Source organism: Pseudomonas sp. TWR2-1-1, assembly GCF_049897045.1.
GTDB lineage: Bacteria > Pseudomonadota > Gammaproteobacteria > Pseudomonadales > Pseudomonadaceae > Aquipseudomonas > Aquipseudomonas versuta.
The window spans coordinates 160647-182792 of record NZ_JAFCVM010000007.1 but is presented as its reverse complement, the minus strand read 5'-3'; the positions used below and the strand labels follow the sequence as shown (position 1 = coordinate 182792).

Genomic DNA, 22146 nt, shown 5'->3' with positions numbered 1-22146 from the left:
GATGCTCAAGGTCTATGGCGATTACAACTCGGGCAACTGCTACAAGATCAAGCTAATGCTGCATTTGCTGGGGCTTGAGTATCAGTGGTTCGCGGTGGATATTCTCAAGGGCGAAACTGAAACCCCGGAGTTCCTTGCGAAAAACCCCAACGGCAAAGTCCCGGTGCTGGAGCTGGAAGACGGGACGTGCCTTTGGGAGTCCAACGCGATTCTCAACTACCTGGCAGACGGCAGCGAGTTCTTGCCGAGCGAGCCACGGTTGCGCACGCAAGTGCTGCAGTGGCAGTTCTTCGAGCAGTACAGCCATGAGCCTTACATTGCAGTGGCGCGGTTTATCCAGTTTTACCTGGGGTTGCCGCAAGAGCGCCTTGAGGAATACCGCAAGCTGCAAAAACGCGGTTACAAGGCGCTGGACGTGATGGAACAGCAACTGGCCCGCACCCCGTATCTGGTGGGCGACCACTATTCAATTGCGGACGTGACGCTGTATGCCTACACCCATGTGGCGGATCAGGGCGGTTTTGATCTGAGCGGCTATCCGGGCATTCAGGCCTGGTTGCAACGGGTGGCCAGCCACCCGCGGCATGTGGGGATGCTTGATTGAGGTGAACCCTGTACAAAAAAACCGGCCCTGGGCCGGTTTTTTTTGTGTGTGCCAACCCCCCCTATTGTGGGAGCTGCAGAGGTCGATCAGACGTTGGCAAACCGCTGGTTCAGGTAATCGATGATGACTTTGGAGTCGTACATCCAGGTGGTCTTGCCGTCTTCTTCGATACGCAGGCAGGGCACCTTGATCTTGCCGCCTTGTTCCAGCAGCGTCTGGCGATCCTGTTCGTTGTTCTTGGCGTCGCGCAGTGCCACCGGTACGTTCAGGCGGCGCAGGGTGCGGCGGGTTTTTACACAGAACGGGCAGGCATGGAACTGATACAGGGTCAGGCTTTTGGCGGCCTGGTCGACCTGGGCCTGTGCGGCCGCAGGGCGCTGTTTTTTGCCGGGACGGGTAATGAAATCACCAGCGATGATCAGCTGACCCAGGCCTACGCGAAGCGCTTTGATAAACACAGTAAAAGCCTCATGGGCGAGAAGGAAGGGGCGCAGCTTACCTGAAATCGGCAGGCGAAAAAAAACCGGCGATCAACGCCGGTCTTTTCGGGTGCGGGTGCTTACTTGATCAGGCTGAGAAACTCGCTGCGGGTAGCCGCGTTTTCGCGGAACTCACCGAGCATCACCGACGTGATCATCGACGAGTTCTGTTTCTCGACACCGCGCATCATCATGCACATGTGTTTGGCTTCAATCACTACGGCTACGCCCAGCGCGCCGGTAACCTGCATCACCGCATCGGCAATCTGCCGGCTCAGGTTTTCCTGGATCTGCAGGCGACGGGCGTACATGTCGACAATCCGTGCCACTTTCGACAGGCCCAGCACTTTGCCGCTCGGAATGTAAGCGACGTGGGCCTTGCCGATGAAGGGCAGCAGGTGGTGTTCGCACAACGAGTACAGCTCGATGTCCTTGACCAGTACCATTTCGCTGTTGTCAGAGCTGAACAAGGCACCGTTGGTGACTTCTTCCAGGGTTTGCTCATAGCCGCGGCAAAGATACTGCATGGCTTTGGCGGCACGCTTTGGCGTATCCAGCAGGCCTTCACGGGAAACGTCTTCGCCGAGTTGACCGAGGATCGCGGTGTAGTTTTGTTCCAATGTCACAGGGCTATATTCCATGCGGGTTTCATAGTGGCACCTCGTCGGGTCGTGCCAATTTTGTACCAATCATGCTGTTTTCGAGTTTCCCGAGCTCGCCCCGGTCTGTGCCGGGATTGAGCCATCTGGCGTAAGTCCAGAGCAACATCTGTACGCCGTGGCCAAGCTGATTGGCGATAAACGCAGGGTTCATGCCTGCCATGGAGCACATGGTAGCGTACGTGTGGCGACAGGTGTATTACCGGCGCGCCCTGATCTTGAGTTTTGCCGGCGCTTGCAGAGCTTTTTTGCCGGTTACGCAAGCCGGTACGGCCTGAGTTTGCGCAATATCGTGATTTTCTTCGTGCCCTCAAGTGGATTCAGCACCCGGCTATTGAGTTGCACCCGGTGTGAGCCGATTTACTCGATTTTTAATCCTCTGCGTTCCGGCCACGTTGGCGGCGCTCTTTATGTAGGCGGCGTTTTGCAGTCAAACAATCTGGATGCGAGGCGAGCTCTTTGCCCTCAGGTCTTTGTAACTGTGGCGCGTACAGGGTGTGATTAATGCAACACCGATTTATAGCTGAGATAGTGCGGGCACGCCAAGTAAAAGAGCCTCTGTAAGTTGGCTGGCGTGGTCAATAAAATATTTATTGTCTCTGGTATTTAACTCTTTGCGGAATCCGCATAACTCATCTTTAGGTCACCCGCCATGAATGAAGCAATTGCAACAACGGTCCAGGCGTCAAGTTGGACTCAGCTGTCTTATTTTAAAGTGTTTGTTCATAATGACAGTCACTTACAACACTCGCGTTACCCACTTCTTAATAATGGCAATCAGCAAGTACTTGTGACTGTTCGCCTGGCGGCGCAGGATGCACGAGGTAACTATGTGTCGGTCTCGGCAGCAGACCTTAATAGTATCAGGCTGATCGATTACGGCACTTCTGAAACCATCTACTTTGGTTCTGAACTCCAACCATGGAGTACGTCACAAACGGATATGGGCTTTATTTGGGATCAAAGTTTCCTTGACTCGATCCGCAGCTTGCGACTGGAACAGCCGGAGTTGTTTGAGCAGGTTGACAGGGATCCGGGTGCCTTCGAACAGGCCCTGACGATCAATGACGGGGCGCAAGAAGTACTGCCTGCCTTGCCGTCGGCCCCAGTGGAGCTACAGGATGACTGCCCCAATGGCTACCAGTGTTTCCGGTTCTACCTGAGAACGACCTCGACCATCAAGCGACGTTTCGCGGCTCGTATCACCAACAGCGACAATACGGTATTTCGCAGCAACTACGCAGAGGTGACTGACGACAACGGTGAGGGTGACGGTCGCGGTAAATTTAACTCGTCATTTGAAATCGATCCGATCAGCTTTCCACGCCTGCCTTCCGAGAGCTACGGTGATCGCCTGGCCAACGGTTATCTGAAAGATACCCCTATCGGGGATGGAGTTTTCACCGGGAAATACCGTGCATTTGAACATCATATTAATATTCGAATGCCCGGTGGACGTGCTGTTCCTATTAAAACCATACCGAATTTCGATGATTCAACCGGTGTCGTTTGGGGGAACGCAGGTAGTGGTAGGTCTAAACTAACTATCACATATATTGGTTTGCCCGGGAGTAATACTACCCGGTATACATATGCCCCTTACTATATGCAAATTAATAAATACGGTCTTGGTATGCTGGCCGTACGGGAGTGGATGAATTTTACAGGCCGTGGAATGGGGCTTGAAGGTAAAATCAAATATCCACGCAGTGGTGAGTTGGTCGTAGGCCAAGTGCTTTGTGAAGAGAATTTCTGGTTTTACACTAACGTCACCGCCAGTAAAGAGGTGCTTAAGCAAACAACCAAAGATATTACGGTGGTAGATATCTATGGCACGCTTCATGACCTGCGGATCGGGTTGATTCCTGAATATAACTACCTGACGCTAGAGCGGCGCTAGTTGTTTTTTCTATTGAGCCCTGGTTAGCCAGGGCTTTTTTTCATGTGCCAAAATGATGACCACCGAGCAGTGAGGCTTGCAGCACTGCAAGTGGGGCAATAAGGATTACTCGTCGCGACCTTCCATCATGGTGCGCTTGAGCATGACGTAGACCGCGCCGGCGCCACCATGCCTGGCCTGGCAGGAGCAGAACCCCAGCACTTTGGAGTGCTGGCGCAGCCATGTGTTGACGTGACTTTTGATCATCGGCCGCTTGCCGTCCAGACGTACGGCTTTACCGTGGGTGACGCGTACGCAGCGCACTTCGAGCCGGGTGGCTTCACCGAGAAACTCCCAGAGGGTTTCACGGGCTTTTTCGACGGTCATGCCGTGCAGGTCAAGGCTGCCCTCGAAGCTGATCTGGCCGAGCTTGAGCTTGCGCATCTGGCTTTCCTGCACGCCGTCTCGTGCCCAGCTCAACTGATCTTCGGGGCCGACATCAATCACAAACTGGTCGGACAAACCGTCGATGATAGTCGCATTGCTGCGCACGGTCGCGTTCTGACGCAGTTTGGCCAGTTGTGCCCGGTCGGATTTGGGTTTGCCGGTGTCGGCCCGATCATGCTTGATCGGCTTTACACCGCGAGTCTCGTTTTTGAACAGGGAAAAGTCGTCGTCTTGCATGTCAGCCTCCGCGAAGGGCGGCCAGTTTACCCAAGTCGACGACAATCGGGCGGCGGATATGCTTCAGTCGCGTTTTTTCATCAGATGCGGCGCCATGTTCAGCCCAAAGGGTTGGCGCATCTGGCGACGGCGGCGGCGCCACAGCCAAATCCCCAGCCAGCTGATCAGTAGACCGAACACTAGCACCACGATCGCCCCGGCAGGGCTGGCGTTAAGCTCGCCTAAAGCACTTGGGTGGCCAATCAGGCTGCTGGCGCCTGCCAGTAGCAATAGCACGCCGCAGAGCGTCAGCAGGGCGGCAAACGTCAGCACCAGACGCGAGCGCCAGTTGCTGTGTGCCTTGGGACGCAAGCGTCGCGCATCAAAACCATCGGCGATCTTCATTCCGATCTTTCCTTAAAGGGTATCGGCCCTTCGACAGGAACATGGACAGGTTGTTCCTGAGGTGCGCTGAAATGGGGGGGGCGTGTTGGGGCGGTTTGTCCTGACAGCCGGCCTGGCGTCCCGTCTGTCAGGTGCAAGGCTGGATCAAATCAGATGTTTAGTCAGGGTCAGGGTGGCAAAGTTGTCATTCATGATTGCCATCTCGGTTTTCTGTACTTGCGCAGCGCTGATAATGCCATCCGGGGTGGGCAGGTCTCGTGTGGCGCAGGCATCTTCGACCAGGGTGCAGCGCAAGCCATAGTCCTTGGCGGCGCGAACCGTGGTGCTGACGCTGGAGTGGCTCATGAAGCCGCAGACAATCACATCCAGGGAGCCGAGGTTTTCCAGGGCTTTTTGCAGGCCGGTGTCATTGAAAGCGTTGGGCATGCGTTTTTCGATGATCAGTTCATCGCCCTGAGGTTCAAGACCCTTGATGAACGCGCCGCGCTCGCCCTGGGGGTCGAACATGCCGCCGACCGTGCCCAGGTGACGGATATGGATCACAGGACGTTTGGCCTTGCGGGCCGCATCGAGCAGAAGAGCGATGTTGGCTGTAGCAGCTTCCATTCCCGACAAGGCCAGAGGCCCGCTCAGGTATTCATTTTGCGCATCGATGATCAGCAGGCTCGCATTGCTCAGCGTTGCTGCGGCATAACCACGGCCAGTGAGTTGAAACATCGTCTTTAAAGCGGACATTCGGGGGGCTCCTTTGAGTGGGGCTTTTGCGACATTCTCCACTGGCGGAGCGCTTATGTGAATGGCTAGTCGTGTAAGCCCCGTGGTTCTTGGCCTACAGCGCAGTCAGCGGCGGGCGCTGCAGCGAGAAAATGTACGAAATGGAGTGATTTCATGTTTTGCCGGCGTTTTTCTGTTCTTAAAAACGGCATCCCGGTTAACCGCCCGGCACAACTTTAACCGCATGGGTATTTGGCTGTTAGAATCGTCGGTCGATTTTGAGGAGTAAGACCGTTGATCACTTCCCGCCTGCGCACTCTGCGCGACCATATTCGCTGGGCCGTTAGCCACTTTCATGGGGAAGAGCTGTTCTTTGGTCATGGTACCGACAATGCCTGGGACGAAGCCCGTCAGTTGGTATTGGGGGCATTAAACCTGCCCTGGGAAATTGCTGACAGCTACCTCGACTGCCGCCTCGAAGACGATGAGCTGGTACACCTGCAGCATTTGCTCAAGCGCCGGATTGAAGAGCGGGTGCCGACCGCCTACCTGTTGGGAGAGGCGTGGTTCTGCGGCATGTCGTTTATCGTTGACGAGCGCGTATTGATTCCGCGCTCACCGATTGGTGAGTTGATTGAAAACCGCTTTGAGCCGTGGCTGGGCAGCGAGCCTGCGCGCATTCTCGATCTGTGTACCGGTTCGGGCTGCATCGGTATCGCCTGTGCGTATGAGTTCCAGAACGCCGAAGTCGTACTGGCCGATCTGTCGTACGAAGCGCTCGAAGTGGCCAACCAGAACATTGAACGCCATGGCGTTGATGAGCGCGTGTACACCGTTCAGGGCGACGGCTTTGACGGCTTGCCGGGCCAGCGCTTTGATCTCATCGTGTCAAACCCGCCGTATGTGGATGCTGAAGATTTTGCCGACATGCCGGCGGAATATCAGCACGAGCCTGAGCTGGGTCTGGCCTGCGGCGATGACGGGCTGAATCTGGTACGCCGGATGCTGGCCGAGGCTGGCGATCACCTGACGGAAAAAGGCTTGTTGATTGTTGAAGTGGGCAACAGCCAGGTGCACGTCGAGTCGTTGTACCCGGAAGTTGATTTTGCCTGGCTTGAATTTGAGCGCGGCGGTCACGGCGTATTCATGCTCACGGCCGAGCAATGCCGTGAACATCAAGCGTTGTTTGCTGCTCGGGTTTAAACCCGGGACCTGTAGGCGTCTGGCTTGTCAGCGATTGCATCAGTGTCGTCGTTATCGCTGGCATGCCGGGCTCCCACAAGCTGTGGCTGCCTACAGTTTCTAGCGATGTGTCGCTATCCAGATCAATAGCGCTGCCTGGAATACCGCAAAGGCCACCAGGCAGGTGATGGTGAAACGCAGGCCGGTGTCTTCGCGCTGGTATTTGCTGATCCGTTCTTCTTTTTCACGCAGCTTCAATTCTTGTGCCTGCAGATTTTGCTCCGCTTGCTGGAGCATTTGTGCGGCCTCGAGAATCTCCACGAACTGAATTTTTTCGCTGTTCCAGGTGTTGTACAGCTCGCCAGCCAGTACTTTTTCGATCCGCGCCTGACGCTGCAGCACGTCCTCATAGATCACATCAAAGCCCTGCGTGCGCAAGCAGTGATCACGGCGCAGGCGGCTGTCTTCGTTCAGGGCGTCACGGGTGGGCAATGCCATGCTGTCAAAATGGTAACGCGCCCATTTTTTCTGCACCCACTCAATAGCCTGGGCCATCAGGAAACGCCCGATTCCGCGATTCATGGGTTCAACCAGTACACCGCGCTCTGGGCTGATGCTCACTCGCCGGGTGGCATGGTCAACCCATATGTCGAGCTGGTTCTGTTCTTTGCGCACCTTTTGCCCGGGCAGCAGGATCTCCAGGCGCAGCAGGCTGAGGTCTTGGTTATTGCGCTCGGCATAGCCGAACTGCACGAAGCGCAAAGGCCGTGCGCCGGTGCTGCGGTCAGTCTGCAGCGGCGCCAGGCGCAGCATTTTGAAGTGCTCGGGTTGCACATCGGCCCAAGGCCGCACAGAGGCCTCGGGCGATGCCGGCTCTTCGGAGCCGGCGGGTGGTGATGGGGTGTCGCTCATAACGGCAGAGTCCTGTGCAAGCCCGGTATGTCGACCAGATTTAGGCGGTCGACACTGGCTTATCGGCCGTTAGTGCCAGGACTGGAGGGCTGGGAAGCATTCACTTTGGTGATGAAGCGCACAGTTCTGTCACCCAGTTCTCCCGCCAGCCGCTGATTGGGGTCGTTGTACGACTGGATCTGACGTTTCATGTCCATCGGCACTATGCGCATTACGTGGTTCATGCCGTTGATCAGGGTCAGCACCGCATCCGGCTTGGCCGCCTTGAGCAGGCGTGCATCCTTGACCTCGACCTGAATGTCATGGGTGCCCTGAATAATCAGGGCCGGCATCTTCAACGCGGCGAATGCAGTCGCCGGGTTGTAACGCAGCAGGCTGATCATGTACGGCTGCACGCTCGGACGGAAAATCACTTCGAGGTCGGCGGGGACATTGTCATCGGTACGTCCGGCTTCGAGGGTGCTGATCAGTTCAAAGCTGCGTTTGAGCATGGCCGGTGGCAGGTGATTACGCTGTAGTTGTTCGCGCAATAACTGGCCGACCGGGCGGCCCGTACCGGCAATCGAGATCACCCCGGCGGCGCCTATGCGTGGCGCGGCCAGACTGGCGATCAGCGCACCTTCGCTATGCCCCAGAACAAACACTTTGCCGAAGCGCGGGTCACTCTTGAGTTTTTCGCCCCAGGCCACGGCGTCGGTGACGTACTGGTCCAGGCTCAGTTTGCTTTCGTCAGGTCCGGCGGGCTGGCTTTGGGCAATCCCGCGCTTATCGAAGCGCACACTGGCGATATTGCTCTGGGCAAGGCGCCATGCCAGCTTTTTCAGGCTGTCATTGCGTCCGCCAATGGTGTTGTTGCCATCGCGGTCAGTGGGGCCGGAGCCGGCAATGATCAGCACCACGGGCACCGGTTTGTCGCTCTTTGGCAATACCAGCGAGCCATAGAGGGTACCGGAGCCGGTATCCAGCTCGATGGGCCGCAGCAAAACATTCGAGGGAGGGGCTGCCAGGGCCTGGGTGCCGAACAGGGTCAGGGCTAAAAAGAGTATTCGCAGCATCATCACGCCATCATTGTCTAATGTGCCGGTTGGACAAACCCGGATGAGTAAGGTTCGAGGATGAACTACAAGGGCAGCCTGCGTATACTGGCGCGCATAGTTATCTAGGCTGAATTTAATCGGCTGATTTTCGCGGAGCGCCCTGCATGTCCGGCAATACCTTCGGCAAGCTGTTCACTGTCACCACCGCTGGCGAAAGCCATGGCCCGGCGTTGGTCGCCATTGTTGATGGCTGCCCGCCCGGGCTCGAGCTGTCCATTGAAGACCTGCAGCACGATCTGGATCGACGCAAGCCTGGCACCAGCCGTCACACCACCCAGCGCCAGGAGGCCGACGAAGTCGAAATCCTCTCAGGCGTTTTTGAAGGCCGGACTACCGGTTGCGCCATAGGCCTGCTGATCCGCAATACCGATCAGAAGTCCAAGGACTACTCGGCGATCAAGGATCTGTTCCGCCCGTCCCACGCGGACTACACCTACCACCACAAATACGGCGAGCGTGATTACCGCGGCGGCGGCCGCAGTTCGGCCCGTGAAACCGCCATGCGCGTGGCGGCCGGTGCGATTGCCAAAAAATACCTGGCGACCCAGGGCATTGTGATTCGTGGCTACATGAGCCAACTGGGCCCGATTGAAATCCCGTTCAAGACATGGGACTCGGTCGAAGAGAACGCTTTCTTCAGCCCAGACCCCGACAAAGTGCCCGAGCTTGAGGCCTACATGGATCAACTGCGGCGCGATCAGGATTCCGTGGGTGCCAAGATTACGGTCGTTGCCGAAGGTGTCATTCCGGGCCTGGGCGAGCCGATTTTTGACCGTCTGGATGCCGAACTGGCCCACGCGCTGATGAGCATCAACGCAGTCAAAGGCATTGAAATCGGTGCCGGTTTCGCCAGTGTCGCCCAGCGCGGCACTGAGCATCGCGACGAGATGACGCCACAAGGCTTCCTCAGCAATAACGCGGGCGGCATTTTGGGCGGTATTTCCAGCGGTCAGCCAATTGTTGCCCATCTGGCGCTCAAGCCGACATCCAGTATCACTACCCCAGGCCGTTCGATCGATGTTGACGGCAACCCGGTCGATGTCATCACCAAGGGCCGCCACGACCCGTGCGTAGGTATCCGTGCCACACCGATTGCCGAAGCGATGATGGCGATCGTGTTGATGGATCACCTGCTGCGCCACCGCGGGCAGAATGCCGACGTGCGTGTGAACACGCCTGTGCTGGGCCAGTTGTAATGCAAGGACTGTTGAGCGCCATGGTCTGATGACGGTGGCGCCACTTCCTTACTGGCGGTTGTCGGGGTTCTATCTTTTTTACTTCGCATTGCTCGGTGCGACAGCGCCTTTTCTGGCGCTGTACTTCCATCACCTCGGGTTCTCCAGCGCGCGAATAGGCGAACTGGTGGCCATCCCGATGCTGATGCGCTGCGTAGCCCCAATCTATGGGGCTGGCTGGGTGATTACACCGGTCAGCGTCTGCTGATTGTGCGTCTGGGAGCGCTCTGCACGCTGCTCAGTTTCAGCCTGATTTTCTTCAGCAAGAGTTATGCCTGGCTGGCGCTGGTCATGGCGTTGCACGCATTCTTTTGGCACGCCGTGTTGCCGCAATTTGAAGTCATTACCTTCGCTCATTTGCGCGAACAGCCCGAGCGTTACAGCCAGATACGCCTCTGGGGGTCGATCGGGTTCATCCTCACTGTGGTGATTCTGGGGCGTCTGTTTGAATGGCTCAGCCTGGATATCTACCCGGTCGCCCTGATCGTCGTCATGGCCGGGATTGTTTTATTCAGCCTGTGGGTGCCAAACGCCCAGCCCTCGCAACAGGGCCGGAAACTGATCGCCGGAGGCTTTTTAAAGCAGCTGTGCAGCCCGGGTGTCCTGGCGTTTTATGCCTGTGTCGCGTTGATGCAAATGAGCCATGGGCCGTATTACACCTTCCTCACCTTGCACCTTGAGGGCCTGGGCTACAGCCGGGGTGTGATCGGCTTGCTATGGGCGCTGGGAGTGGTGGCCGAAGTACTGATGTTTTTGGCCATGCGCCGCATCCTGCAAAGATTTTCGGTGCGCCGGGTATTGATGTTCAGTTTTCTGTTGGCCGCCTTGCGCTGGCTGCTGCTGGGTTCTTTTGCCGAGTACTTGTGGGTGCTGCTGCTGGCGCAAGTGCTGCACGCCGCCACCTTCGGCAGTTTTCATGCATCAGCCATGACTTTTGTGCAGCGCAGTTTCGGTCCGGGCCAGCAAGGGCAGGGGCAGGCGCTGTATGCCACCCTGGCGGGCATTGGCGGCGCAGTCGGTGCGTTGTATGCCGGTTACAGCTGGAACACGCTGGGCCCGACCATCACCTTTAGTATGGCAAGCGTCGCAGCGCTGGCGGCAGCCGTTATCATTGCCACTCGATTGCAAGAGGACAGGGCATAAGCCTTGACCCGGACTTCACCGCAAAGAAGCCTGCAGCCTGATTTGAAAGGGATGCCAGAACGGCTTTAAAAAGCCCGAAGCGCATGTCTATGCCGAGGAACCACGCCCCATGAGCAGTCTGTTCGTTTATCACGTATCAAGCCCCGAAATACCGAACAAGGTGTTGACCCACCTTGAAGACATTGCTGCGACTCTGGCCGAGCAGGGCATTCACTTTGACCGCTGGCAAACGGCCGCGCCGATCCGGGCGGGTGCCAGCCACGAAGAAGTGATCGATGCCTATCGCGAGCAGATTGATCAATTGATGACCGAGCGCGGCTATACCACTGTCGATGTGATCAGCCTCGACCGCGACCATCCGCAAAAAGCCGAGTTGAGAGCCAGGTTTCTTGACGAGCATCGCTATAGCGAAGATGACGTGCGTTTCTTCGTTGCCGGGCGTGGGCTGTTTACCTTGCATATTGGCGATTATCTTTACGCAGTCCTGTGCGAAAAAAATGACCTGATTTCCATCCCCGCGGGCACGCCGCACTGGTTTGACATGGGCGAACATCCACATTTTGTGACCGTTCGCCTGTTCAGCAGCCCTGAAGGCCCGGTGGCGAATTTCACCGGTGATGACATCGCCAGCCGCTTCCCCCGCCTTGAAGACTAAGGGGCAACTGCCGTTCAGCTTTGCCAGGATCGATCCCGCAGGATGAGCCGGTCCCGGGTGCACAAAAAAGCCAGCAGCCGCGTTGAAAGCGTCTGCTGGCTTTTTAGCATTCTGCGTTTATGCAGGGGCAACGACTACCGGGAGTGGTAGGTCGGCAGGGCAAAACGGTGCTGGCTTTGCAACATCGAAATCGTCGGCAGTTCACTGGCTGTGCCGGCCAGGTCGCGGCGAATCGCACTGATCACCCAGGTCAGTTGTTCTGCGGTGTGCAATTGCGCATAGGAAATTGAGCGTTGTGTCTGTTTGCCATCGCTGTCGCACAGGGTCAACAGCACGCCGCCATCCGGGCGGGGTTTGACAGTGACGCTGTGGTTAGAGAACAACGATGCGAATTTTTCTTGGATCAGGCTCATGTGATTCAGCTCCATTAGCTCATGAAGGGCATGCATGGAGTAGGTATTGCAGTGATTGTGCCACTATTTATTTTTTAAAATATCCTTATAAATCAATGGCTTGTAATTTCACTCTGAGATGGCAGTCGTGCAATCTGCATGACTGGCCATCGTGCATCCTGCATTTTGCCCATTTTGTCCGGGTTATTTTCCCATTGGATGGAATTATTCCAGTCGATTGATTGTCGCTATGGCGCACTTGAGCAAAAAAGGGATGACACGCGGGGCCGGTCTCAGGAAACTGGATATCTTTGTAACGAACGTGGAGCTTCATATGTCAGACGACAAGCCAGCAGACAAAAATCGGCAGATGACCCCGGAAGAGGCCGCCGAGTTTGCCGAGCAGGTTTTCAACAAGGCCCGAGAGGGTGATGCCGCGATGCTGGCGGCCTTGCTGAGCAAGGGTTTGCCGCCCAATTTGCGCAATCACAAGGGCGACACCTTGTTGATGCTGGCCAGTTATCACGGGCACGTTGAAGCAGTGAAGGTCTTGCTCGAACACAAAGCCGATCCGGAGATCCGCAACGACAACGGTCAGAGCCCGATCGCAGGCGCCGCCTTTAAAGGCGACCTGGAGATGGTCAAAGCGCTGGTCGAGGCTGGCGCTCTAGTGGAAGGCGCTTCTTTTGATGGCCGTACCGCGCTGATGATGGCGGCGATGTTTAATCGTGTGGCGATCATCGACTACCTGATCAGCAAGGGCGCAGATCCAAAAGCCAAGGATGCCAATGGCATTACGGCGCTGGATGCCGCCAGGACCATGGGCGCCACGGATGCTGTGGCCCTGCTGGAAAAACTGACGGGTTGATTTCAGACCCTGCGGCGCGCATTTGATATATCCTGCGCGCCCTCAATTTTCCTCGTGACAGGCCATGCCCATGAAAACCACTCTCGTTGAACTCATCAGCAAAATCAGCTCTGGGTGCATGGGCGACGACGATATCGCCGCAATCGCCGCAGAAGCAGCCCAGGCTTACGCAGATCCGGCGGCATTTCTGGCCGCCAATCCGGACATTAACTACGACGACAGCTTCCCGATTTCGCTGGGCGAATGGGTTGTGATCGGCAGTCTGCCTGACACGGTTCTGTTTCAGGCCGATACCTATATGGATCTGTTTGCCCAGATCGTTGCGTCGTTCGGGCCGGGTGTTGCATTCAATATCAAGCCCAAGCAGCTGGCTAAAACCGAGGCGCTGACAGCGCTTAACCGTATCCAGATCCAGATGGGGAGCATGAATCCGGAGAAAGGAGGGTACGTGCTGATGAATCTCAGCCAGCCTCTGGATGACGAGATCCAGGTAGTGCTGGTTTACGGTAATGATGTGCCTCGCGTACTGGAGCTGTGTGCCGAAGCAGGGATCAGTGCAGCGCCTTCGCTGGAAGCCTTGAAAGTTGCTGTCCACGTCTGACCCGGGCCACTGCAATAAAAAACCGGAACCCTCGCCACGGCTGACTATCCTATGTGAACAATTACTCACTCAGGAGCGTCACCATGGGTTCCACGTTTAACGGTCTGGTTGGTCTGATCATCCTGGTTCTGGATATTTGGGCCATCATCAATGTGATCAAAAGCAGTGCAGGAACCGGGGCGAAAGTCATCTGGGTATTGCTGATCATCTTCCTGCCGGTGCTGGGCCTGATCATTTGGGCCATCGCCGGGCCACGGGGCAATGTGCGGATTTGAGCTGCACTCAGCGGGCTGCGACGGTTGTATGACGTGGCGGCCTGCTGAGTTTGTCTGCGCCAGAGTTCGACCTGACATCTTCCCCGAAGTAGAATGCGCCTCGTTGTTGGGCAGTTGAACTGGCGGTAGCCCAAGCACCGCTGGTTTGTCTGTCGGTCAAGGGCGGGTGACCGTCCGTTGCCCTCCATTCAAAGAAAAATCCGATGTGATCATTGTGCAGTCCACCGACCCTGTCGAGCGGGGTTAAGTGTTGCTCTGCGAAAACCGTGGTCAGGCATGTCTGAAATCCATATCGGTGTTTTCGCTTTGCCGCACTATGTTTTGCAGGCAGTGAGCAGGCCGGGTAGCGATCGAGTATCTTCCAGGGCCTGTTGATGTTTCATTGTGAGCCTCATGGCTACCACCCTGAAATATCATCAGAACCTTGAGCAAGAGGGGCCGAAAGGCCCTTTCTTATGTTTCAAGATGTGCTCTGCACGGAATTTTCACGATCTATTCAAGACAATCCGCCAGCAAAATATCGGCTGACTACTTTTTTAACTTGAACAAATGGGTCCTTAAAAGACATGGCAAACCCGGACGCCCCAAAACAACAGCACGCCGCAATGCGTATGTTGCAACCGACCGTCAAATCGCATCTGGCGTTTACGCTGCTCTGCGCCTTGATCATGATGTTGATGTTCACCCTGCTACGGGTGGCACTGCTGGTTTACAACCGTGAAATGATCCTCGATACCCCGGCTTCGACCTTCCTCGAAGCGTTCGCCAACGGTCTGCGATTTGACCTGCGAATTGTGGTGTATCTCAGCATTCCTCTACTGCTGGCGATGCTCAGTGTTAAAGCCATGACGATGCGCGGTGTGATGCGCTTCTGGCTGACAGCCGCTTCCAGCCTGGCGCTCTTTTTGGGCCTGATGGAGATGGACTTCTACCGCGAGTTCCACCAGCGTCTTAACGGCCTGGTGTTCCAGTACGTCAAGGAAGACCCTAAAACCGTGATGAGCATGCTCTGGTACGGTTTTCCGGTGGTGCGCTACCTGTTGGCCTGGGCTGTTGGAACGGTCATTCTGTACTTTGCATTTCGCGGTGCCGATCGACTGACCAGCTCGCGCACTACCTCTGCTGTAGCCGGCACAGCCCGTGCCGTAGCACCGTGGTATGGCCGTATCGCGGTCTTTGTGGTGGTACTGCTGGTATGTGTGGTTGCTGCTCGCGGCACCTTGCGTCAAGGTCCTCCGCTGCGCTGGGGCGATGCCTACACAACCGACTCCAACTTTGCCAACCAGCTGGGTCTTAACGGCTCCCTGTCGCTGATTACCGCTGCGAAAAGCCGCTTCTCCGACGAACGCACCAACATCTGGAAGGCCACGCTGGAAGAGCCAGTGGCCCAACAGACCGTGCGCGACATGTTGTTGACCGAAAACGACAAACTGGTCGATCCGGACACGGCGCCGGTACGTCGCGATACCACGCCACCGGATGAAAAAACCCTGCCGATCAAGAACGTTGTCGTGATCCTGATGGAAAGCTTCGCCGGGCACTCGGTGGGTGCGCTGGGTCGTCCGGGCAATGTCACCCCGTACTTTGACAATCTGTCTAAAGAAGGCCTGTTGTTTGAGCGCTTCTTCTCCAACGGCACGCATACCCATCAGGGTATGTTCGCAACCATGGCCTGTTTCCCGAACCTGCCTGGTTTCGAATACCTGATGCAAACTCCGGAAGGCAGCCACAAGCTGTCCGGTTTGCCTGAGCTGCTCAGTGCCCGCAAGTTTGACGACGTCTATGTCTACAACGGTGATTTTGCCTGGGACAACCAGTCGGGTTTCTTCAGCAATCAGGGTATGACCACTTTTGTGGGGCGTAACGATTTTGTTGACCCGGTGTTCTCGGATCCGACGTGGGGCGTGTCCGATCAGGACATGTTCAACCGTGGTCTGGAAGAGCTGAAAAAGCGTGAAGGCAAAGAACCGTTCTATGCCTTGCTGCAAACCCTGTCCAACCACACGCCGTATGCCTTGCCGACGCCATTGCCGGTCGAGCCCGTAACTGACCGTGGGTCGCTCAACGAGCATTTGACTGCGATGCGTTACTCGGACTGGGCGCTGGGTCAGTTCTTTGAAAAAGCGCGTAAAGAACCGTACTTCAAGGAAACGCTGTTTGTGGTCGTTGGCGACCACGGCTTCGGTAACGAACAGCAGATCTCCGAGATGGACCTGGGGCGCTTCAACGTTCCATTGCTGTTGATCGGGCCTGGCATCCAGGAGAAGTTTGGCGCGCGCAATGACACCGTGGGGACACAGGTTGATATCGTCCCTACCATCATGGGCCGTCTGGGTGGCGAGTTCCGTCAGCAATGCTGGGGTCGCGATCTGCTGACTCTGCCTGAAGGCGACAAGGGGACGGGTGTGATCAAGCCGTCCGGCAGTGACCAGACAGTGGCAATCATCAGTGGCGACCACTTGCTGGTTCAGCCCAAGGATATGCCGGCCAAGGTTTGGCAGTACAACCTGGGCGCCAATCCTGAAGCCAAGGTTGTAACCGATTCGCCGGATGAGGCCGAGCTTAAAAAGAAACTCGAATCCTTCCTGCAGACGGCAACCAAGAGCCTGCTGGATAACACCGCGGGTGTTGAAGATCCGAAGTAAGTAAACGCGCAATAAAAAAGAGGCCTTAGGGCCTCTTTTTTATTGTGCGCGGATTGTGAACCCGTTTGGGGCTATATCTTGCCGAGTAACAGCAAAACCAACAGCACCACAAGGATGACGCCGATGATGCCTGACGGCCCGTAGCCCCAGCTTTTTGAGTGGGGGAACACAGGCAATCCGCCGACTAACAGCAGAATCAGGATGATGAGTAGAATCGTGGTCATGATCATTTCCTTATTGATGTGTTCTGCCAACTTGCAGGTTGTTAAGGGCACTGTTTCAAAAGCATGAATAGGCAGTGCTTATAACGTCCGACTTGTCCTGCCTGTGGAAAATTCAACTTTTATTCATTCGGTTCTCAAAACACTTCAGCCTTGATCGGCCAAAGGCCGGCGCGTAGGGTTGCGCGCTGCGCATTGGGAGAGTTCACACATGCTTAATTACGTTTGGTTTTTTTTGGCCGCCCTGTTTGAGATAGCGGGCTGCTATGGGTTCTGGATGTGGCTGCGCCAGGGCAAGAGTGTCTGGTGGGTGGTGCCTGCAGTCTTGAGTCTGGCGGTGTTTGCCCTGTTGTTGACCAAAGTCGAGGCAACCTATGCCGGGCGTGCCTACGCGGCTTATGGCGGGATCTACATTGTGACGTCGATTGCCTGGTTGGCAGTGGTGGAGCGTATTCGGCCGTTGGGATCCGACTGGCTGGGACTTGGATTGTGCGTGATGGGCGCGACAATTATTTTGCTGGGCCCGCGCTTCTCGAGTCCATGATCGTCTTTCCTGCCACTGCAGGTTGTAGCTCAATCCGATTTGTTTTTTTGCTGGGCCGCCTTGCCGATACCGGCCCGCGCCGCCGGCTAGAGGCGGGCACAAACGGCAAGCGGTGATCGTTAATCAAAAAGCTCTTTTGGTACTGCGTGTTTGGGCATCAGCTGACACTGCTGGCTTTCGAGGTCGAAGAAGATTACGGCCTGGCCTTTGCTCAGGGCATGGCGTACTCGTAGCACGCGTGTCTCCTGAGGTGTGTCATCACCATTGTCCGTTCCTTCGCGGCTCACGAAGTCTTCAATCAGGCGGGTCAGGGTGTCAGGTTCAAGCTGGTCGTATGGGATAAGCATGGGACGTTCTCGTAAACAGTGCGCGCGATGCTACTGGCCGCAAGCCTGTGCGGCCAGCAGATTTGCAGGTTTTAGCGTTGCTGGATGCCCTTGCCTGTCAGTCGGGTACGGTCATGGGGGCGGGTAAAGTCCAGCGCCGGGCCTTTAGGGATGATGCCCGTAGGATTGATTGTGCGGTGACTGGCGTAATAGTGTCCCTTGATGTGGGTGAAATCCACGGTTTGCGCAACGCCAGGCCATTGGTAGAGCTCGCGTAGCCAGTTGGACAAATTCGGATAATCGGCAATACGCCGCTCATTGCATTTGAAATGGCTGTAGTACACCGCATCAAACCGGATCAGTGTGGTGAATAGACGTATATCTGACTCAGTTAAAAACTCGCCAGCCAGGTAGCGATGTTGTGTCAGGTGCGCTTCCAGCTGGTCAAGTTCGCGAAATACATCATCAAATGCCAGTTCGTAAGCCGATTGGGAAGTGGCAAATCCAGCGCGGTAGACACCGTTGTTCAGTGCCGGGTAAATCCTTTCATTCCAGCTATCTATCTGTGCGGCCAGCGACTGCGGATACAAGTCCAGGGTGTTGTCTGTCAGGCCGTCAAATGCAGTGTTGAACATACGGATGATATCGGCCGACTCGTTGCTGACAATGCACTGTTGCTGCTTGTCCCAGAGCACGGGCACGGTGACGCGGCCAGAGTAATCGGGCGTGTCCAGGATGTAGTGCTGATACAAAAAGTTCAGGTTGTCGAGACGGTCTCCGCTGGAGCCAAAAGCCTTGTCAAAGGTCCAGCCGTTTTCCAGCATCAGCCAACTGACCACCGATACCTCAATCAGCGACTCAAGGCCTTTGATTTGGCGGGTGATCAAGGTTCGGTGGGCCCAGGGGCAGGCGAGGGAGACGTACAGGTGGTAGCGGCCTGCCTGGGCTGCAAAGCCACCGCTACCCGTCGGCCCGGGCGAGCCGTCCATGGTCACCCAGTTGCGGCGCAATGCCTGCTCGCGTTGGAACGCCCCGTCCTTGCTGCTTTCGTACCACTGGTCATGCCAGTGTCCTTCGATCAACAGGCCCATGTGAGGCTCCTTGGCTATTTTGCGTTGGAGTTCAGTCTAATGGGCTGAGTTCGAACAAAAAGCGCAAAACTTGGGCGCCAAGCATCAGTTAAATCGATTTGTTGCGATTGTCCCAATAACGCTGTGCCAGCTCGAAGGCTTGTTCGCGGGGTGTTCCCAACCCACGCATGGCAAGGGCCATGGTCGATATCAGAGCCAGTTGCGGATAGCTGTCTTCGACCTCTCCACGCCATAGTGCCTTGAGATGTTGAGTCTCCAGTGTCGCCGGTTTGACGTGGCGCTGTGCAGACAAGGCAGGCCACTCTTCGTCCCAGTTCGCTCCTGCCGTGGTGCCGTAAAGATGGCTCAGGCTGTCCGGGTTGATTTCGATTTCACCGCCATCGCCTTTAACCACGATGCTGGTGTCACCCAGCAGGCCGCTGGCTTCGCGATGCACGCTTTGGTAACCCGGATGAAAGATGCTCTGCAGGCCGCAACGCGCACCCAGGGGATTCAGAATGCGTGCCAGCGAGTGAATCGGTGAGCGCAAGCCAAGGGTGTTGCGCAGATCGATCATGCGCTGCAATTGCGGTGCCCAGTCCTGCAGCGGCATAAATGCCAGATTGTCCCGGTCCAGAGCGACTTCAACGCTTTGCCAGTTGCGACACAGCGGTATGGCCAGCTCATCGAGCAGTTGTTCACTGTACAGCCGGCCTGCGGTATGGGCGCCGCCGCCATGCATAAATATGCGTATGCCATTTTGGGACAGGCATTTGGCCGCCAGCAGATACCAGGGTAAATGGCGCTTCTTGCCTGCGTACGTCGGCCAGTCGATATCGACTTTGATTGCGGGGGCTGTCAGACGCTCGCGTACTGCTTCGGTGAAACCGGCCAATTCTTCAGGGCTTTCTTCCTTGTGTCGCAACAACATCAGGAAGGCGCCCAGTTGTGTGTCCTCAGCCTTCTCATCGAGCAACATGCCCATCGCCTCGCGGGCTTCTTCGCGAGTCAGGTTGCGGGCACCGCGCTTGCCCTTGCCCAGGATGCGTACAAATGGTGCGAAAGGATGTTCAGCAGGTGTTTCCAGAGTAAGTGGCGCAGGGGTGTTCATAGGCAGTTAGTCGGCTTTGGCAGGCCCGCCAGCTTGGCGGCGAGTTTGGCGGGGGTGCCATTGAACAGGCGATTGAGATGCAGGCTGTTGCCTTTATCGACCCCCAGCTTGAGTGCGGTGTACTTGATCAGCGGGCGGGTAGCGGGAGACAGCTGGAACTCCTGATAAAAGTCGCGCAGCAGATCAAGAATTTCCCAGTGCTCGGGGCTTAGTTCTATGCCTGCCTGCTCGGCCAGCGCCTGAGCGACGTCTACAGACCAATCGTTGAGATCGAGTAGATAACCGTCTTTATCCAGCGGGATATGTTTACCGTCGAGGGTGAGTGCATTCATAGCCAGCTATTGACCTTGTCGTACTGGATCGACAGATCGACGAAGGCCGGGTAGTCAACCGGAGTCGCCCACTGCGGACACTCGATATTGCGCGCCTGCAGGTCTTCTTCGAGAGCAAAGACGGTCTTTTCTTCAAGTGTGCTGCTTTGCTGCTGCAGGGCATATACCGCATCGCCACAGAGCAGCAATGCGTCACTGCTGCCCAGAATGCGTAAGCAGCTACCCAGGCGTGTGTCTGAAAATGGCGAATGACTCAGAACGTGTAAGGTCGACATCAGAGAGTTATCACTTGGTCATAACGGTCAATAAGTGTGCGGATTTCTTCTGGCGACAGCGGCTGTGCGTCATCAACGGCAAGCCCCGCGGGCGCGATGCCGCGAACGGACAAACTGTGGCTGCAAGCGAACAGATCCTCTACACCGAACAGGGACAAGGCCTGTAGATTGGCTGTGAGGTTCTTTTGCTGGACGGCGACGGCCTTTTGATCCGGTACAAGCTGAAATACGCCGTCATCCATAAACAGCAGGCCGATCGGCAAGTCGAATGCTCCGCCTGCCAGCACGATATCCAGTGCTTCTTTAGCGCTGAGGCCGGACCAGGGTGCCTGGCGGCTAATGATTAATAGCGACTTAGGCATATCAATGGCCTCCGAAGCAGATCAGTCGATCGGCCGATTGAATCGCATCATGTAACTGCCCCAGACCAGACAACTCCCACGGTGCTTGTAAGTTGACCGCCGGGCGTTGGTATCGCGCAGCTTCATCCTCATTCAGCACCCCGCGACGCAGGGCTGCTGCAATGCACACCACACCATCGAGTTGATTGTTACTGACGAAGGTCGCCCATTGCTGTGCGAGGTCTTGTTCGTCCTGAGGCGTCACGATGTTGCTCGAAGCGCTGTGGACGCCGTCTTGATAAAAAAACAACCGGACAATCTCATGGCCGCCCGCCAATACTGCCTCGGCAAAACGCAGTGCTCGGCGGGAGGAGGGCGCATGGGCTGCTGAATATAGGGCGATGGCAAATTTCATGGTGTGCTCTGTCGGCAAATCTGCCGCAATGATAAAGCCAGACGCCTAAAGATGCTTGCTACAGGCAATAAAAAGCCCGCCGAAGCGGGCTTATGTGCAGCGGCTGTCAATCAGTCATCGCGGCTCATGATGCCGAAGATTTGCAGCAGGCTGATGAACAGGTTGTAGATCGATACATACAGGCTAATGGTCGCCATGATGTAGTTACGCTCGCCGCCCTGAATGATGGCGCTGGTCTGGAACAAGATGCAGACCGAAGAAAACAGTACGAAACCGGCGCTGATAGCCAGTTGCAGGCCGCTGATCTGGAAGAAGAAGCTCGCCAGTGTTGCGCCCAGCAGAACAAAGAAGCCAGCAGTGATGAAGCCACCCAGAAAGCTCATGTCCTTGCGTGTGATCAGCACATAGGCCGAGAGACCGCCGAAAACCAGCGCCGTCATGGCGAATGCAGAACTAACGACTTCAGCGCCACCCTGCATGCCCAGGTAACGGTTGAGAATCGGGCCCAGCAGGAAACCCATGAAGCCGGTCAGGGCAAAAGCAGACACGAGGCCCCATGCCGAGTCGCGTAGCTTGTTAGTCAAGAAAAACAGGCCGTAAAAGCCGATAAGTACAACGAAAATGTTTGGGTAGCCGACATGCATCTGCTGGGAGATGTATGCCATCACACCGCTGAAAGCCAGTGTCAGAGCAAGCAGACCGTAAGTGTTACGCAAGACACGGCTAACCTCTAGCTGTTCGGCCTGCACGTTGCTATTAACTGAGTAATCCTGTTCGCGCATGGCGATACTCCTGTGTCTGGAAATGTTAAGTTGCAAAGATCATAGCAGAGGCTCTGAAACAAGGGATCAAGAGAGTTTGACAACGTGTTTCATTCAGGTATTATGGCGCCCGCAACAACGTTAGGAGGTGTGGCCGAGTGGTTTAAGGCAACGGTCTTGAAAACCGTCGACTGTAACAGGTCCATGAGTTCGAATCCCATCGCCTCCGCCATATTGCTACACCGCAGAGCCCGCCATTGGCGGGCTTTGTCGTTTCTGGGTTTTGGAAAAATCTCTGCGCAGACTCTCGTCTTTCCCGAATCGTTTCAGGTTCTTCGCATT

27 protein-coding genes, 1 tRNA gene and 1 pseudogene are annotated in these 22146 nt (G+C 56.1%); 12 read left to right on the top strand and 17 right to left on the bottom strand.

Translation table 11 applies throughout. The features are described 5' to 3' along the window. Position 1 precedes the first annotated feature (1 nt). Entirely contained in the window at positions 2 to 604 is a 603-nt protein-coding gene (locus tag ACP7BO_RS18435) for a glutathione S-transferase family protein (protein ID WP_426211960.1), read from the top strand. Between the two features lie 86 nt (positions 605 to 690). Here ACP7BO_RS18435 and ACP7BO_RS18430 read toward each other — a convergent pair whose 3' ends face one another. Together ACP7BO_RS18430 and folE are read right to left on the bottom strand one after the other, a co-directional pair. Next, the gene (locus tag ACP7BO_RS18430; RefSeq protein ID WP_160628076.1) at positions 691 to 1062 is read right to left on the bottom strand and encodes a glutathione S-transferase N-terminal domain-containing protein; all 372 of its coding nucleotides are present in this window, start codon (positions 1060 to 1062) and stop codon (positions 691 to 693) included. Positions 1063 to 1163: 101 nt separating this feature from the next. Then, entirely contained in the window at positions 1164 to 1709 is a 546-nt protein-coding gene (gene folE / locus ACP7BO_RS18425) for a GTP cyclohydrolase I FolE (protein WP_019826593.1), read from the bottom strand. A gap of 685 nt (positions 1710 to 2394) precedes the next feature. Here folE and ACP7BO_RS18420 point away from each other — a divergent pair. Beyond that, positions 2395 to 3642: a hypothetical protein gene (locus tag ACP7BO_RS18420; RefSeq protein ID WP_426211957.1), complete on the top strand. Its 1248-nt coding sequence runs from the start codon at positions 2395 to 2397 to the stop codon at positions 3640 to 3642. Positions 3643 to 3747: 105 nt separating this feature from the next. Here the strand turns inward: ACP7BO_RS18420 and ACP7BO_RS18415 are convergent, their stop codons facing one another. The 3 genes from ACP7BO_RS18415 to ACP7BO_RS18405 all read right to left on the bottom strand — a co-directional run bounded on the left by ACP7BO_RS18415 (position 3748) and on the right by ACP7BO_RS18405 (position 5424). Then, positions 3748 to 4305 carry a Smr/MutS family protein gene (locus tag ACP7BO_RS18415; RefSeq protein ID WP_397454257.1) on the bottom strand — a complete coding sequence of 186 codons (558 nt, stop codon included), beginning with the start codon at positions 4303 to 4305 and terminating at the stop codon, positions 3748 to 3750. Positions 4306 to 4368: 63 nt separating this feature from the next. After that, positions 4369 to 4689 (bottom strand): hypothetical protein, encoded by a 321-nt coding sequence (locus ACP7BO_RS18410; RefSeq protein ID WP_060693744.1) that lies wholly within the window; start codon positions 4687 to 4689, stop codon positions 4369 to 4371. Positions 4690 to 4833: 144 nt separating this feature from the next. Next, positions 4834 to 5424 (bottom strand): cysteine hydrolase family protein, encoded by a 591-nt coding sequence (locus ACP7BO_RS18405; protein ID WP_060693742.1) that lies wholly within the window; start codon positions 5422 to 5424, stop codon positions 4834 to 4836. Positions 5425 to 5697: 273 nt separating this feature from the next. On the opposite strand from ACP7BO_RS18405, the gene prmB reads away from it, so the two are divergent. Then, positions 5698 to 6606, top strand: a complete 909-nt coding sequence (prmB, locus tag ACP7BO_RS18400; protein ID WP_426211954.1) for a 50S ribosomal protein L3 N(5)-glutamine methyltransferase — start codon at positions 5698 to 5700, stop codon at positions 6604 to 6606. Between the two features lie 99 nt (positions 6607 to 6705). Here prmB and ACP7BO_RS18395 read toward each other — a convergent pair whose 3' ends face one another. Together ACP7BO_RS18395 and ACP7BO_RS18390 are read right to left on the bottom strand one after the other, a co-directional pair. Continuing rightward, entirely contained in the window at positions 6706 to 7497 is a 792-nt protein-coding gene (locus ACP7BO_RS18395; RefSeq protein WP_426211952.1) for a hypothetical protein, read from the bottom strand. 59 nt (positions 7498 to 7556) lie between these two features. Then, positions 7557 to 8555 (bottom strand): alpha/beta hydrolase, encoded by a 999-nt coding sequence (locus ACP7BO_RS18390; RefSeq protein WP_397454255.1) that lies wholly within the window; start codon positions 8553 to 8555, stop codon positions 7557 to 7559. Between the two features lie 143 nt (positions 8556 to 8698). Between ACP7BO_RS18390 and aroC the strand changes: the two genes are divergently transcribed. The 3 genes and pseudogenes from aroC (at position 8699) to ACP7BO_RS18375 (ending at position 11627) form a co-directional block, all read left to right on the top strand. Beyond that, positions 8699 to 9790: a chorismate synthase gene (gene aroC, locus ACP7BO_RS18385; protein WP_426211950.1), complete on the top strand. Its 1092-nt coding sequence runs from the start codon at positions 8699 to 8701 to the stop codon at positions 9788 to 9790. A 28-nt stretch (positions 9791 to 9818) separates the two neighbouring features. Then, positions 9819 to 10972: pseudogene (locus tag ACP7BO_RS18380) on the top strand (MFS transporter). A 109-nt stretch (positions 10973 to 11081) separates the two neighbouring features. Next, on the top strand, positions 11082 to 11627 hold the full coding sequence (locus ACP7BO_RS18375; RefSeq protein WP_397454250.1) for a 1,2-dihydroxy-3-keto-5-methylthiopentene dioxygenase: 546 nt from the start codon (positions 11082 to 11084) through the stop codon (positions 11625 to 11627). A 134-nt stretch (positions 11628 to 11761) separates the two neighbouring features. Here ACP7BO_RS18375 and ACP7BO_RS18370 read toward each other — a convergent pair whose 3' ends face one another. Next, positions 11762 to 12040: a DUF3509 domain-containing protein gene (locus ACP7BO_RS18370; protein WP_003442035.1), complete on the bottom strand. Its 279-nt coding sequence runs from the start codon at positions 12038 to 12040 to the stop codon at positions 11762 to 11764. 313 nt (positions 12041 to 12353) lie between these two features. Here ACP7BO_RS18370 and ACP7BO_RS18365 point away from each other — a divergent pair, with 313 nt between their 5' ends. From ACP7BO_RS18365 to ACP7BO_RS18350, 4 genes are all read left to right on the top strand, one after another. Further along, a complete protein-coding gene (locus ACP7BO_RS18365; protein WP_426211947.1) occupies positions 12354 to 12887 on the top strand; it encodes an ankyrin repeat domain-containing protein in 534 nt (177 codons plus the stop codon). A 70-nt stretch (positions 12888 to 12957) separates the two neighbouring features. Next, on the top strand, positions 12958 to 13488 hold the full coding sequence (locus tag ACP7BO_RS18360) for a hypothetical protein (RefSeq protein ID WP_397454248.1): 531 nt from the start codon (positions 12958 to 12960) through the stop codon (positions 13486 to 13488). Between the two features lie 83 nt (positions 13489 to 13571). Further along, positions 13572 to 13763, top strand: coding sequence for a PLDc N-terminal domain-containing protein (locus tag ACP7BO_RS18355; RefSeq protein WP_060693723.1), 192 nt, complete (start codon positions 13572 to 13574; stop codon positions 13761 to 13763). 566 nt (positions 13764 to 14329) lie between these two features. Continuing rightward, the gene (locus tag ACP7BO_RS18350) at positions 14330 to 16408 is read left to right on the top strand and encodes an LTA synthase family protein (RefSeq protein WP_426211944.1); all 2079 of its coding nucleotides are present in this window, start codon (positions 14330 to 14332) and stop codon (positions 16406 to 16408) included. A 71-nt stretch (positions 16409 to 16479) separates the two neighbouring features. Here ACP7BO_RS18350 and ACP7BO_RS18345 read toward each other — a convergent pair whose 3' ends face one another. Further along, a complete protein-coding gene (locus tag ACP7BO_RS18345) occupies positions 16480 to 16638 on the bottom strand; it encodes a DUF3309 family protein (RefSeq protein ID WP_171970583.1) in 159 nt (52 codons plus the stop codon). A 202-nt stretch (positions 16639 to 16840) separates the two neighbouring features. Between ACP7BO_RS18345 and ACP7BO_RS18340 the strand changes: the two genes are divergently transcribed. Then, positions 16841 to 17173: a YnfA family protein gene (locus ACP7BO_RS18340; RefSeq protein ID WP_426211942.1), complete on the top strand. Its 333-nt coding sequence runs from the start codon at positions 16841 to 16843 to the stop codon at positions 17171 to 17173. 119 nt (positions 17174 to 17292) lie between these two features. Here the strand turns inward: ACP7BO_RS18340 and ACP7BO_RS18335 are convergent, their stop codons facing one another. From ACP7BO_RS18335 to ACP7BO_RS18300, 8 genes are all read right to left on the bottom strand, one after another. Beyond that, positions 17293 to 17520 (bottom strand): YheU family protein, encoded by a 228-nt coding sequence (locus tag ACP7BO_RS18335; protein WP_397454244.1) that lies wholly within the window; start codon positions 17518 to 17520, stop codon positions 17293 to 17295. A gap of 71 nt (positions 17521 to 17591) precedes the next feature. Continuing rightward, complete coding sequence (locus ACP7BO_RS18330; RefSeq protein ID WP_426211939.1) at positions 17592 to 18590, bottom strand: glutathione S-transferase family protein; 999 nt, start codon at positions 18588 to 18590, stop codon at positions 17592 to 17594. Between the two features lie 88 nt (positions 18591 to 18678). Further along, positions 18679 to 19680 carry a glycosyl transferase family protein gene (locus tag ACP7BO_RS18325; protein ID WP_397454242.1) on the bottom strand — a complete coding sequence of 334 codons (1002 nt, stop codon included), beginning with the start codon at positions 19678 to 19680 and terminating at the stop codon, positions 18679 to 18681. Then, the gene (locus ACP7BO_RS18320; protein WP_426211937.1) at positions 19677 to 20012 is read right to left on the bottom strand and encodes a TusE/DsrC/DsvC family sulfur relay protein; all 336 of its coding nucleotides are present in this window, start codon (positions 20010 to 20012) and stop codon (positions 19677 to 19679) included. The genes ACP7BO_RS18325 and ACP7BO_RS18320 overlap by 4 nt, the downstream gene beginning before the upstream one ends. Then, on the bottom strand, positions 20009 to 20287 hold the full coding sequence (gene tusB, locus ACP7BO_RS18315; protein WP_397454240.1) for a sulfurtransferase complex subunit TusB: 279 nt from the start codon (positions 20285 to 20287) through the stop codon (positions 20009 to 20011). The genes ACP7BO_RS18320 and tusB overlap by 4 nt, the downstream gene beginning before the upstream one ends. Beyond that, positions 20287 to 20649: a sulfurtransferase complex subunit TusC gene (gene tusC / locus ACP7BO_RS18310; RefSeq protein WP_397454238.1), complete on the bottom strand. Its 363-nt coding sequence runs from the start codon at positions 20647 to 20649 to the stop codon at positions 20287 to 20289. Before tusC ends, tusB begins: the two co-directional genes overlap by 1 nt. 1 nt (position 20650) lies before the next feature. Next, positions 20651 to 21043: a sulfurtransferase complex subunit TusD gene (gene tusD, locus ACP7BO_RS18305; RefSeq protein ID WP_426211934.1), complete on the bottom strand. Its 393-nt coding sequence runs from the start codon at positions 21041 to 21043 to the stop codon at positions 20651 to 20653. Between the two features lie 110 nt (positions 21044 to 21153). Beyond that, positions 21154 to 21825, bottom strand: coding sequence for a Bax inhibitor-1/YccA family protein (locus ACP7BO_RS18300; RefSeq protein ID WP_397454236.1), 672 nt, complete (start codon positions 21823 to 21825; stop codon positions 21154 to 21156). A 123-nt stretch (positions 21826 to 21948) separates the two neighbouring features. Between ACP7BO_RS18300 and ACP7BO_RS18295 the strand changes: the two genes are divergently transcribed. Further along, positions 21949 to 22036, top strand: a tRNA-Ser gene (locus ACP7BO_RS18295). Positions 22037 to 22146: the final 110 nt, after the last annotated feature.